The following is a 12,008-nucleotide window of genomic DNA, read 5'->3' as shown; positions in this document are numbered from 1 at the left end:
CAGTGTTCAACCCCACGGCCCCCGTGAACGAGCAGCTGGCGCTGTACAGCGACCTCTTCATGCTCATCGCCGCGCTCGTGTACGCGGCGGCGTTCATCCTGTTCACCATCGACATGGCCACCGCCTCGGCCACCATCCGCCGCCTCGAGGCCGACCTCGCGGCCCAGCGCGGGCAGGTGCGCACCGCTCCGGCCCGCGAGACCGTGGGGGTCGCCGTCGGCGGGTCCACGGCGGTCGGCGCGAGCGCCTCCGACGCGGCCCGTCCGACCGGCGCCGCCGAGCGCGGCGTCGACGCGGACGGCGCCCTCGTGGACGAGGACATGGACTACACGGGCGGCGGCCGCCGCCCGGTCGCCAACGTGGCGGTGGCCGTGCTGGCCGTCGGCTGGGCGCTGCACGCGTTCGCCGTCGTCGCCCGCGGCCTCGCCGCCTCCCGCGTGCCGTGGGGCAACCTGTACGAGTTCATGACCACGGGCGCGCTCGTGATCACGACCGTCTACCTGCTGTTCCTCTTGCGCAAGGATCTGCGCTTCGTGGGCACGTTCGTCACCGGCATCGTCGTGGCGATGATGTGCGCGGCCACCATGGGCTTCCCGACGCCGGTGGGCCACCTCCAGCCGCCGCTGCAGACGCCGTGGCTCGTCATCCACGTATCCATCGCCGTGCTTGCCAGCTCGCTGTTCGCGCTGACCGCCGCGATGTCCGTGCTGCAGCTGCTGCAGGACCGCGCGGAGAAGCGCGCTGCGGCGGGCGAGCGCTCGTGGGCGTTCCTGCGCCTCGTGCCGGCCGCGCAGGGGCTCGAGAACTGGTCCTACCGCCTCAACGCGATCGCCTTCGTGATGTGGACGTTCACCGTGATCGCCGGCGCCATCTGGGCCGAGGCCGCGTGGGGCCGCTACTGGAACTGGGACACCAAGGAGGTCTGGTCCTTCGTGATCTGGGTGGTCTACGCGGCGTACCTGCACGCCCGGGCCACCCGCGGCTGGACCGGTGCCCGCGCGGCCTGGCTGAGCATCGTGGGCTTCCTGTGCATCGTGTTCAACTACACGATCGTCAACACGTACTTCCCGGGCCTGCACTCGTACGCGGGTCTGCCCGGCTGAGTCCGGCGGGGCCCCTCAGGCGCGCGGCCCGTCGCCCTCCGGGTCGGCGTCGTCGTCGCCCTGCTCCCGACGACGGCGCAGCTCCTCCTCGCGGGCGCGCAGCTCGGCCTCGCGGCGGTCCAGGTCCTGCTCACGGGCGTCCTGGCGGCGCTGCACGCGCAGGCTGCGCAGGAACGCCTCGTCGTCGTCCGGGGCTCCGGAGGGCCGGGGTGCGGCCCGTCCGCCCGCGCCGGCCGGGCGGGCGCGCCCGAGCAGCAGCCACAGCAGCGGCCCCACGAGCGGCACGAGCACGATGACCGCCACCCACGCCGTCTTCGGCAGGCTGCGCACCTCGCGGGCGGGGGTCAGCAGCGCCTCGAACAGCGCGTAGAGGGTCAGTCCGGCGAGGATGATCGCGGCGGGGATGATGAAGCGGCCCATCCCGCCAGTCTAGGCGCGGGCTGTGGGGTCGGCGGACGGGCCGTCCGTCCTCGTAGGATGGACCGGTGCGCATCTTCTTCTACGGTCTGGTCCGCGTGGTCGTCTTCGTCGCCCTGTGGGCGCTGTTCTACTACGTGATGGACCTCGGGATGATCTTCGGGGTGATCGCGGCCACGATCCTGACGTTCGCGGTCAGCTACCTCTTCCTCGGTCGCCTGCGCACGGGGGCCACCGAGGACCTGTCCGCCGCGTGGGAGGGCCGCCCGGGCCGCCGGGGCCGCACCGAGACCGCCGATGCGGACGCCGAGGACGCCTACACCGAGGGCCGGTTCCGCGAGTGAGCCCCGCGGGGCGACGGGGCGGATGCCGCCGCCGCCGACGCCGCCGTCATCCCGTGCGGCTCAGAGCAGCGCGCCGAGGGTGAACGTGATCGCGTAGACGATCCCGATCACGCCGGTCGCGCGCAGCACCGGGATCAGCGCCCGGCGGTCGTCGGCGCGCAGCACCGTGCGGATCGGCCGGATCGCGAGCAGGCCGCCGATCGGCACGAGCAGCAGCCCCGGGTGCGCCGCCACCCAGAACAGCGGCAGCAGCAGGGCGACGGCCAGCATGACGCCGTAGGACGCCCGCGCCGGCCCGTCGCCCAGGCGGGCGGCCAGCGTCATCTTCCCGACCTCGCGGTCCGTGGGGATGTCCCGGATGTTGTTGACCATGAGCAGGGCCGTGGAGATCAGCCCGCAGCCGATCGCGCCGGCCCAGGCCAGGCCGCTCACGGTGTCGGCCTGGGTGTACGTGGTGCCGAGGACGGCCACGAGCCCGAAGAACACGAACACGAACACCTCACCGAGGCCGAGGTACCCGTACGGCCGCTTCCCGCCGGTGTAGAACCACGCGGCCAGCACGCAGGCGACGCCGACCAGCAGGAACCACCAGTGCCCCGAGAGCAGGATGAGCCCCAGGCCGGCCAGCCCGGCGAGGCCGAAGAACGCGAAGGCCGCCTGCTTCACCTGGGCCGCGGGCACGAGCCCGGAGACGGTGAGCCGGAAGGGGCCGACGCGGTCGTCGTCGGTGCCGCGGATCCCGTCCGAGTAGTCGTTGGCGTAGTTCACGCCGATCTGCAGGGCGAGCGACACCACGAGGGCCAGCAGCGCCGCGCCGAGGTGGAAGGAGCCGAGCTCCGCGGCGGCGGCCGAACCGACGATCACGGGGGCGATCGCCATGGGCAGCGTGCGTAGGCGCGCGGCGGCGACCCACTGGGAGAGCGTGGCGGCCATGGGCGGGGGTTCCTCCTGGGGAGCGGGGTGGGGATCGGCGCGCGGCGGGCCGGGTCGACGGCGGAGCGCGGCCGGGGCCCGACGTCGGCCGGGCCCGGGTCATTCTCCCACGCGGGCGGGGTGACGCTCAGCCGGCGGTGAACCGGGCGGCCAGGGCCTGCCGGTCGGTCTTGCCGGTGGAGAGCAACGGCAGGGCGTCGAGGGCGAGCCACGTCTTGGGCACCGCGGCCGCACCCAGCGCCTCGCGCACGTGGGCGCGCAGGACGGCCTCGTCGGGGGCCGCGGCCGGGTGGGCGGGCACGACGGCGGCGCACAGCCGGGCGCCCCACTCGGGATCCGGCACGCCGGCCACGTGGGCCGCCGCGACGCCCGGGTGCGCCTCGAGCACCGCGGTCACCGCCGCCGCGGACACCTTCACCCCGCCCGTGATGACGACGTCGTCCAGGCGGCCGGTCACGGCCAGCCGCACGCCGCCGTCGTCGGTGGGGGAGAGCATGCCCGTGTCCTCGGTCAGGAAGGCGCGGGCGCCGTCCGCGGCGGGGACGAAGTGGGCGGCGGTGCGGGCGGGGTCGTCGAGGTAGCCGGCCGCCACCATGGGCCCGGCCAGGCGCACGTGCGGCGGGGCGTCGGGGTCGTCCGGGGCCACCGCGACGGCGACGCCGGGCAGCGGCACGCCGTCGTAGACGCAGCCGCCGCACGTCTCGGCCATGCCGTAGGTGGCGGTGAGACGCACCCCCGCCGCCTCGGCCGCGGCCCGCAGCGCGGGATCGAGCCGGGCGCCGCCCACGAGCACGCGGTCGAAGGAGCGCAGGGCCGCCCGTCCGGCCGGGTCGGCGTCGGCCGCGAGGAGGCGGGCGAGCTGGGTGGGGACGAGCGAGACGAGTCGGGGGCCGGCGTCGTCGGGCAGGGCGGCCGCCCCGGTGGCGAACGCCGCGGGGGTGAAGGGGCCCGGTGGCAGGGCCACGGGTGCGGTCCCGGCCGCGATCGAGCGGGAGAGCACGGCGAGCCCGGCCACGTAGTGCACGCCGAGGGCCAGCAGCCACGCCCCCTCGCCGCCGAGCCGCCGGGCCGTGGCCGCGGCCGAGGCGCGCAGGGCCGTGCCGGTCAGGACGATCTGCTTCGGCGTGCCCGTGGACCCGGAGGTGCGCACCACGGCGACGGCGTCCGGGTCCCCGCAGCGGCGCGGGTCGCGGGCCTCGGGCCGGGGGCGCGCGGCGCCGTCGGCGGTCAGCTCGACGGGGGCGCCGCCGTCGAAGGCCGCGGCGAGGGCGTCCGTGGCGCGGGCGAGGGCGTCGGCGGTGGCGGGCATGGCCCCGAGTGTAGGAGGCCCGGCGGTCGGACGGACCCGCCCGGTGGGCCTGATCCGCCCGGCCGGTCAGAGCAGGAACGGCACGGTGGCGATCTTGACCACCATGATCAGCGCGAACAGCTGGGCGTACCCCTCGGTCACGCGGGCGTCGGTGGACCGGGAGAGCGCGTAGTCCAGGATCGCCGGCTGGCCCGTGATGCCCGCCAGCGCCCCGAACGTGCGATCCACGGACTGCCCCAGCAGCCGTGCCGCGGCGATGAGCAGGGCGGCGGTCAGCGCGGTGAGCACGGCGGACATCAGGATGGCCAGCCCGCCGACCCGGGTGAACACCGTCTCGATGAACGCCGGGCCGGCGGCCAGGCCCACCACGCCCAGGAAGAGCATGAGGCCGAACTGCCGCAGCGTCAGCGCGATCTCCGTGGACGGCTCCCACACCGTGGGTCCCGTTCGGCCGATCGCACCGAGGGCGAGGCCGACGAGGATGCACCCGGCCGCCGGGCCGAGGGAGAAGGAGGCCCCGCCCGGAAGCGGGATCGTCACCATGCCCAGCAGGTAGCCCAGCGCCATGCCCGTGCCCAGGGAGATCCAGTCCAGGTTCGAGAGCCCCCGGGTCGAGTTGCCGAAGAAGTCGCGCACCGCCTCCATCCGCGGCGCGGTGGTCACGATGAGCACCCGGTCGCCGACCTTGAGCTCGGTCTGCGGGGTGGCCAGCGACTCGACGTCGTCGCGCCGCAGCCGGGCGACGTCGGTGCCGAAGCGCTCGCGCAGGGACAGCGTGCCCAGGCGGCGATCGGCCAGGGGGCGGGCCGTGACGATGACCATGGAGGTCTGCAGCGGGTTCATCACCTGCGCCGGGTCGGCGTCGGTGCGGCGGCCGAAGGCCTGCACGGCCGCGTCGATGTTCTTCTCCGTGCCGTCCAGGACGACCTCGTCCCCGGGTTCGATCCGGTCGGCGGAGCCGGCGATCCGGGCCACGCCGCCGTGGCGCAGCGCCACCACGCGCACCAGCCCGTCGGAGATCCCGGGGATCTCCCGCACGGCGAGGGCGGAGGTGGCGGCCGCGGCGGTGAAGCGCAGCTTGCCGTCGGTCACCGGCGCCGGATCGCGCGGGGAGCTGTTCCACGGGCGGGCGGCGAGCAGGGTGATCGCGATGATGGTGCCGACCACGCCCACCAGGTAGGACAGCCCGTAGCCCACGGCCGGGGCCTGCCCGCCGGTGAGCTGGTTCGCCAGCGCCATCGCCGGCGTCGCGGTGAGCGAGCCCGTCCACACGCCGATCGCCGTCGGCAGGTCCATGTGCAGCAGCGCGGCCAGGGGGTGCACCGTGAAGGCGGTGAGGATCACCACGACGACGGCGGCCAGCATCAGGGGCAGGTTGCGGCGCAGGTCCCGGAAGAACACCTTGCCGGCGCCGAGCCCGATCAGGTAGGCGAACAGGGCCAGGCCGAAGCTCTGGAACAGGGCCAGCCGGTCGCCGACGTCGGGCAGCACCGCCCCGACGAGCAGGCCCACGAACAGTGCTCCCGAAGCGCCGAGGCGGATCTTGCCCAGGGGGATGGTGCCGACGGCGGCGCCCAGGGCGACCGTGGCCATGAGGACGAGGATGGGCTGGTCGTTGAGCAGTGCGAGCATGGGCGGGTCTCCGTCCTGCCGTGGTGGTCGGTCAGAAGTGGTACGGGAAGGCGGACCAGTCCGGGTCGCGCTTCTGCAGGAACGCGTCCCGGCCCTCCACGGCCTCGTCCGTCATGTAGGCCATGCGCGTGGCCTCGCCGGCGAAGACCTGCTGGCCGGCCATGCCGTCGTCGGGAAGGTTGAACGCGAACTTGAGCATGCGCAGGGCCTGCGGGGACTGACGGTTGATGTCCGCGGCGTACTCGAGGGCGACCTCCTCGAGGCGCTCGTGGTCCACGGCCTCGTTCACCGCGCCCATGGCCACCATCTCCTCGGCCGAGTACTCGCGCGCCGTGAAGAAGATCTCCCGGGCGCGCTTCTGGCCCACCTGCCGGGCGAGCAGGGCCGAGCCGTAGCCGGCGTCGAAGGAGCCCACGGTGGCGTCCGTCTGCTTGAACTTCCCGTGCTCGCGGGAGGCCAGGGTCAGGTCCGCGACCACGTGGAGCGAGTGGCCGCCGCCTGCCGCCCAGCCGTTCACGACGGCGATGATCGCCTTGGGCGAGGTGCGCATCAGGCGCTGGACCTCGAGGATGTGGAGGCGTCCAGCGCGGGCCGGGTCGATGGTCTCGGCCGTCTCCCCCTCGGCGTAGCGGTAGCCGTCGCGGCCGCGGATGCGCTGGTCCCCGCCGGAGCAGAACGCGTGGCCGCCGTCCTTGGGGGAGGGGCCGTTGCCGGTGAGCAGCACCGTGCCGACGTCCGGGGTCATGCGGGCGTGGTCGAGGGCGCGGTAGAGCTCGTCCACGGTGCCGGGGCGGAACGCGTTGCGGACCTCGGGGCGGTCGAAGGCGATGCGCACCGTGGGCAGGTCGCGCACCCAGCGGCCGTCGGCGTCGCGCTCCACCTGGCGGTGGTAGGTCAGGTCCTCGAAGTCGAAGCCCTCGACCACGCGCCAGCGCGTGGGGTCGAAGATGTCGGAGACCTTGTCCGGAAGCCGGTCGCGGTCCGGGTGCTCGGGGCTGTGCGGGGTCATGGCATCGAGTCTAGGTGTCCCCCCGGACCCCCACCGCTCGAGGTGATGTGTGTCACCGTGGGGGACGGGGGCCGGCGACGGTGCCCGGACGCGGGCGGGCGCCGCCGTGGGCTCCTCGCTCAAAACGTCTGGGCGAACTCAGGAGAGAAACGCAGCATGCTTTTCCAGATTATTCCATCAAATCCTGTCGCATCCACCACTTCAACCTGCCCTTTAAAGCACCCGTTTCCCGAATGAAAGTGTTCTGGGAAATTCCCAGTTCCCAAATAGAATCGGGGCTCGAGGGGAAATTGACTAAGCGCCCGGGTGCGCGAAGCCGGCCAAGTGCTCGTGTGGCAACAGGCAATCGGCCAGCTTGTGTACCAGAGGCGCGAGGGCGGCTGGGGTCTCCTCCCTGAATCGGACGACCTCAGCAGGCAAAAAAGGTCAGGCCGGTGAGGAAGATCTGCTGGGCCGTCGTTCCATCGGTGGACGCGAAGTACAGAGTGAAGGAGTTGATCGGGCCGGCGTAGGTGACCACGGACCGGTTCGCCTCGGTGTCGGACCTGACCTCACCGGCTGACACGGCCCTCACGGGCGATCCGGTCGTCCCGTTGCCCTGCAGGGGGGGGCCGTTGGTCACGCTGGTGGGTTCGGGGTCGAGCACGATGGCGTCACGGTACCCCTTGTCCAGCCAGTCGACGTCGGCAATCGTGAACTGGAGGTTGGTCACGGGGCGGCTGAACGTGATCGTGAGTCTCTGCCCGCCAGAGCCGGACTGCTGGAGCAGCAGACCGTCCGCCCTCAGGTCTCCGAGTCCGTTGTAGCCCTGGTTGATGCCGCCGGCCGAGGTGAGGTTGTTGGGCGTCAGAGACTTGCCGCTGTCGGCGACGGTGTTCAGGGACAGGGTGATGGGAGTGCGGCCTGCGGCTGACCACGTGTAGGTGGACGGGGGCGTCCCATAAACGTTGGCCTGGGTGAACCTGCCCGTGAACGCGGCCGGGTTCGCGCATGAGACGGCGAAAGCCGGGGCTGCGGCGGCGGCTGCCACGGCCGGAACAGTCCAGGCCAGTCCGTGGGCCACGGTACGGCGGGACAGGGAAGGGGGCGAGGCGGGTGACTGAGGGTCCGTGAAGGACATGGGTTTCTCCGATGGTAGGGGAGCCGCCCGGCGGGCAGGTTGCCCAGCGTCAGCGCAGCGTTCGATTCACGGTGCTTCAAAGCATAGGGGTATCGCTGGCATCCTCGATAATCGGTGAGGGTTGCAGCTCCCCGGAGAGAGGGGCCGGATCGCCGGGCGGGCCGGTCAGTCCACCCGCTCCGTGGCCCCCAGTGCCGTCAGCAGGAACGCGTACTCCCACGCGGTGTCCTCCCAGCCCTGGTACCGGCCGGACGCGCCGCCGTGGCCGCCGTCCATCTCGGTGCGCAGCAGGATCGGGGCGCCGCCCTCGGCCAGGGGCGTGGTCTGGTCGCTCGTCACCGTCCGCCGCAGCTGGGCCACCCACTTCGCCGGCTCGACGTAGTGCACGCGGGTGTCGTTCAGTGAGGTCACCGCGGCGATGGCCGGGTAGTCCACCGCCCGCACGTTCTCATACGGGGTGTAGGCACGAATGGCCTCGTACACGGCCGCGTCCTCGATCGGGTTGCCCCACTCCTCCCACTCGAGCGCGGACAGCGGCAGCTCCGGGTCGAGGATGGTGGTGAGCGCGTCCACGAACGGCACCACCGCCAGGCACGCCCGGTACAGCTCCGGCGCGAGGTTCAGCACCGCGCCCATGAGCAGGCCGCCGGCCGAGCCGCCCATGCAGGCCACGCGCGCCGGGTCCGCCCAGCCGAGGTCCACGAGGTGCCGGGTGGCGTCCACGAAGTCCGTGAAGGAATGCCGCTTGGCCAGCTTCTTGCCGTCCTCGTACCAGCGCCGGCCCAGTTCGCCGCCGCCGCGCACGTGCGCGACCGCGAACACCACGCCCCGGTCCAGCAGGGACAGCCGGGCCACACCCAGCACGGGGTCCATGGACATCTCGTAGGAGCCGTAGCCGTACACCACGCACGGGGCCGTCCCGTCCGCGGCCACGTCGCGGCGCCGGATCACGGTGACGGGGATCCGCACGTCCTCCCCGGTCACCGACGACGGCTCGGACGCCGGCGCCCACACGCGCTCGGCCACGTAGTCGGCCGGGTCGTAGCCGGGCACCTCGGTCTCGCGGCGCAGGTGCACCTCGCCGGTCGCCGCCGAGACGTCCAGCACGCGCGCGGGCGTGATCCAGGACGTGTAGGCCAGCCGCAGGAACGGGGACTCGGCCGCCGTCGCGGACAGATGGCACGCGTAGAGCTCCTCGTCGAACGCGGGCTCGCGCCAGTGCGCGGCCCGCCCGGCCAGCACCGCGTCCAGCTCGGCGACGACGACGCGCGGGGTCGTCTCCCGGCGCACGGCCAGGGCGGCGTGGGTCAGGGTGACCATGACGCCGTCGACCTTCACGTCCTCGCGGTGCGGGACGACCGTGCGCCAGGCGCCGCGGTCGGCGACGTCCGCCTCGGCGACCACCGAGAGCATCCCGTTGGGCGCGGCGACGGGGGCGCCGTCGTCGTCCAGGGCGCGGTCGTGGACCACGAGCAGCCGGCGGACGCCGTCGGCGTCCGTGACGGGCTCGACGTCGGCGAGCATCCGCCACGCGCGGGGGATCAGCACGCGCGGGGCCGGCAGGGGCGCGGCGGGGTCCTCCGGCAGGTCGACCACGAGGGTCTCGGAGACCTCCGAGTTGCCGACGCCGATCAGCAGCTGGGTGCGGTCGGCCACGCCCTCGAAGCCGGTCCACATGCCCGGGTCGGCCTCCTCGTGCAGGAGCACGTCCTCGGCCGGGTCGGTGCCGAGCACGTGGGCCCTGACCTGGTACGGCCGCCACGAGTCGTCCCAGACGGTGTAGAACACGCGGGTGCCCGAGCGGTCGAAGCGGACGCCGTGGGCCACGTTCTCGACCGCGTCCGGCAGGTCCTCGCCCGTGGCGATCTCGCGCACGCGCAGGGTGAAGCGCTCGTCGCCGGTGTGGTCCACGGCGTAGGCCACCCGGGTGGCGTCCGGGCTGATGTGCAGGCCGCCGAGCGCGAAGAACGGGTGGCCCTCGGCCTCGGCGTTGCCGTCCAGGATCACCTGCTCGCCCGGCAGGGCGGCGTCCGGGGTGATGACGGGCGGGGTCCAGTCGGCCTCGAGGTCGCCGGTGTCGCGTGCGGGCACGCGGCAGTGGATCGGGTACTCGGCGCCCTCGCGGGTGCGCACGAAGTACCACCAGCCGTCCCGGCGGGCGGGCACGGAGCGGTCCGTCTCCACCGTGCGGGCCTTGATCTCGCCGACGATCGCCTCGCGCAGCGGCGCCTGGTCCGCGGTCACGGCCTCGGTGTACGCGTTCTCGGCGGCCAGGTGCTCGAGCACGCGGGGCTCCGCCTTGCCGCGCAGCCACTCGAAGTCGTCCTGGAACGTGTGGCCGTGGTGGCGGCGGGTCACGGGCTCGGCGGCAACGGACGGCGGGACGGGGGCGTGCGTAGTGGTCTGGGGCATGCGGCCCATCCCATCACGCCGCGCGGGGCGGGGCCGACACCCCGCGCCGCACACGACGACGGCGGCGCACCGGCCCGGTGCGCCGCCGTCGGGGGTGGCGGGTCAGTTCAGGCCGAGCGCCGCCCGGACCACGCCGAGCCCGAAGTACGCGACGAACGCGAGCGCCACGAACCACAGCAGCGGGTGCACCTCGCGGCCGCGGCCCTGGCCCGTGCGGATCACCGCGTAGGCCACCACGCCGGCGCCGATGCCGTTGACGATCGAGTAGGTGAACGGCATGAGGATGAACGTGAGGAACGCCGGGAAGGCCGCGCCCGGGTCGGACCAGTCGATCTGCACCACGTGCTGGCACATCATGAACCCGACCACCACGAGCGCGGGGGCCACGGCCTCGAACGGCACCAGGTGGATGAGCGGGGAGAGGAACACGGCCGCGAGGAAGAACAGGCCGGTGAACACGGAGGCCAGGCCGGTCCGGGCGCCCTCGCCGATGCCGGTGCCGGACTCCACGAAGATCTGGTGGGCCGAGCCGGAGGCGCCGCCGCCCACGGCGACCGCGAGCGCGTCCGCGGCGAGCACCCGGTTCAGGTCGGGGATGGAGCCGTCCGGGTTCACGGTGCCGGCCTCGCGGGCCAGGCCCACGGAGACGCCCATCGCGTCGAAGAACACGGAGAGCAGGATCGCGAACACGAGCAGGGAGGCCATCAGCCCGCCCACGGAGGTGAAGGCGCCGAACAGGTCCACGCTGCCGAGCAGGTGCAGGTCCGGGGCGGTCCACTCGGGCAGGGAGGGGGCGATCAGGGACCAGCCGGTGGGCACGGCGTTCCCGTCGGCGTCCACGGAGGGGCCGATGTGGAACACGGCCTCCAGCACGTTGGCGAGGATCGTCGCCGCGACGATGCCGATCAGGATGGCGCCGCGCACCTTGCGGATCACGAGGACCGCGGTCAGCAGCAGCCCGACGACGAAGACCAGCACGGGCCAGCCCTCGAGCTCGCCGCCCGTGCCCAGGCCCACCGGGACCGTGGTGTCGGCGGCGTCCGGCAGCCGCCGCACGAACCCGGCGTTGACGAGGCCGATCAGTGCGATGAACAGGCCGATGCCCACCACGATGCCGGACTTCAGCGCCTCCGGGACCGCGTCGAACACGGCGCGGCGGAAGCCGGTCACCACGAGCACCAGCATCACGAGACCGGCGAGGGTGACGAGGCCCATCAGCTGGGGCCAGGTGAGTCCCGGCGTCGTGGCGATGGTGATGGAGACGAACGCGGAGACGCCCAGGCCCGCGGCCACCGCGAACGGGTGCCGCGCCCACACGCCCATGACGATGGTCATGACGCCCGCCACGAGCGCAGTCACGGCGGCCACGGCGGGGATGCCCAGGGTGTTCCCGGCCGAGTCGGGCCCGGACAGGATCAGCGGGTTCAGCACCACGATGTAGCTCATCGCCAGGAACGTGGCGAGGCCGCCGCGGAACTCCTGGCCCACCGACGAGCCGCGCTCGGTGATGCGGAAATACCGGTCCAGGGCGCCGCGGGGAGCGGCGGGCGACGGGGCGGGCGAGGGCGGTGGAGAGGCGGTGCGGGAGGCCATGGCACCAGCGTAGTGACCCGGTCCCACGACGATCGCGCGCGTGCCGTCCCGCTACGCTCGCGGGCATGCGTCCCCGCTCCGCCTCCGCCGCCCGCACCCGGGAGGCGCTGCGCGACGCCGTGCAGATCTACGCCCC

10 protein-coding genes are annotated in these 12,008 nt (G+C 73.5%); 2 read left to right on the top strand and 8 right to left on the bottom strand.

From position 1 onward, the window contains the following. Window positions 1-2 precede the first annotated feature (2 nt). The gene (gene ccsB, locus NR073_RS01095; protein ID WP_060973988.1) at window positions 3-1,103 is read left to right on the top strand and encodes a c-type cytochrome biogenesis protein CcsB; all 1,101 of its coding nucleotides are present in this window, start codon (window positions 3-5) and stop codon (window positions 1,101-1,103) included. Window positions 1,104-1,118: 15 nt separating this feature from the next. Here the strand turns inward: ccsB and NR073_RS01090 are convergent, their stop codons facing one another. Further along, window positions 1,119-1,523, bottom strand: a complete 405-nt coding sequence (locus tag NR073_RS01090; protein ID WP_020627263.1) for a PLDc N-terminal domain-containing protein — start codon at window positions 1,521-1,523, stop codon at window positions 1,119-1,121. 65 nt (window positions 1,524-1,588) lie between these two features. Here NR073_RS01090 and NR073_RS01085 point away from each other — a divergent pair, with 65 nt between their 5' ends. Beyond that, window positions 1,589-1,864 (top strand): DUF4229 domain-containing protein, encoded by a 276-nt coding sequence (locus NR073_RS01085; RefSeq protein WP_010080315.1) that lies wholly within the window; start codon window positions 1,589-1,591, stop codon window positions 1,862-1,864. A gap of 60 nt (window positions 1,865-1,924) precedes the next feature. Here the strand turns inward: NR073_RS01085 and NR073_RS01080 are convergent, their stop codons facing one another. The 7 genes from NR073_RS01080 to NR073_RS01050 form a co-directional block, all read right to left on the bottom strand. Next, a complete protein-coding gene (locus NR073_RS01080) occupies window positions 1,925-2,797 on the bottom strand; it encodes a 1,4-dihydroxy-2-naphthoate polyprenyltransferase (RefSeq protein WP_020627262.1) in 873 nt (290 codons plus the stop codon). Window positions 2,798-2,924: 127 nt separating this feature from the next. Continuing rightward, window positions 2,925-4,106, bottom strand: a complete 1,182-nt coding sequence (locus NR073_RS01075; protein ID WP_020627261.1) for an AMP-binding protein — start codon at window positions 4,104-4,106, stop codon at window positions 2,925-2,927. 66 nt (window positions 4,107-4,172) lie between these two features. Continuing rightward, window positions 4,173-5,738 carry an aspartate:alanine exchanger family transporter gene (locus NR073_RS01070; RefSeq protein WP_060973683.1) on the bottom strand — a complete coding sequence of 522 codons (1,566 nt, stop codon included), beginning with the start codon at window positions 5,736-5,738 and terminating at the stop codon, window positions 4,173-4,175. 31 nt (window positions 5,739-5,769) lie between these two features. Continuing rightward, entirely contained in the window at window positions 5,770-6,747 is a 978-nt protein-coding gene (locus NR073_RS01065) for a 1,4-dihydroxy-2-naphthoyl-CoA synthase (protein ID WP_049159047.1), read from the bottom strand. A gap of 409 nt (window positions 6,748-7,156) precedes the next feature. Beyond that, a complete protein-coding gene (locus tag NR073_RS01060; RefSeq protein WP_134377259.1) occupies window positions 7,157-7,777 on the bottom strand; it encodes a hypothetical protein in 621 nt (206 codons plus the stop codon). Window positions 7,778-8,032: 255 nt separating this feature from the next. Further along, window positions 8,033-10,279, bottom strand: a complete 2,247-nt coding sequence (locus tag NR073_RS01055) for a S9 family peptidase (RefSeq protein WP_101967442.1) — start codon at window positions 10,277-10,279, stop codon at window positions 8,033-8,035. A gap of 102 nt (window positions 10,280-10,381) precedes the next feature. Continuing rightward, window positions 10,382-11,872, bottom strand: coding sequence for an NCS2 family permease (locus NR073_RS01050; RefSeq protein ID WP_134377260.1), 1,491 nt, complete (start codon window positions 11,870-11,872; stop codon window positions 10,382-10,384). Between the last annotated feature and the right edge of the window lie 136 nt (window positions 11,873-12,008).

This window comes from Micrococcus sp. Mcc28 (genome assembly GCF_024519775.1).
Taxonomy (GTDB): Bacteria; Actinomycetota; Actinomycetes; order Actinomycetales; family Micrococcaceae; genus Micrococcus; species Micrococcus luteus.
Note: the sequence above shows the minus strand (reverse complement) of the source record. Positions and strands in the feature narration are given on the sequence as shown.

Excerpts from the sequence above, each read along its gene's own strand:
- NR073_RS01090 (WP_020627263.1), bottom strand. The coding sequence starts at position 1,523 with ATGGGCCGCTTCATCATCCCCGCCGCGATCATCCTCGCCGGACTGACC.
- NR073_RS01080 (WP_020627262.1), bottom strand. The coding sequence starts at position 2,797 with ATGGCCGCCACGCTCTCCCAGTGGGTCGCCGCCGCGCGCCTACGCACG.
- NR073_RS01075 (WP_020627261.1), bottom strand. The coding sequence starts at position 4,106 with ATGCCCGCCACCGCCGACGCCCTCGCCCGCGCCACGGACGCCCTCGCC.
- NR073_RS01070 (WP_060973683.1), bottom strand. The coding sequence starts at position 5,738 with ATGCTCGCACTGCTCAACGACCAGCCCATCCTCGTCCTCATGGCCACG.
- NR073_RS01065 (WP_049159047.1), bottom strand. The coding sequence starts at position 6,747 with ATGACCCCGCACAGCCCCGAGCACCCGGACCGCGACCGGCTTCCGGAC.
- NR073_RS01055 (WP_101967442.1), bottom strand. The coding sequence starts at position 10,279 with ATGCCCCAGACCACTACGCACGCCCCCGTCCCGCCGTCCGTTGCCGCC.
- NR073_RS01050 (WP_134377260.1), bottom strand. The coding sequence starts at position 11,872 with ATGGCCTCCCGCACCGCCTCTCCACCGCCCTCGCCCGCCCCGTCGCCC.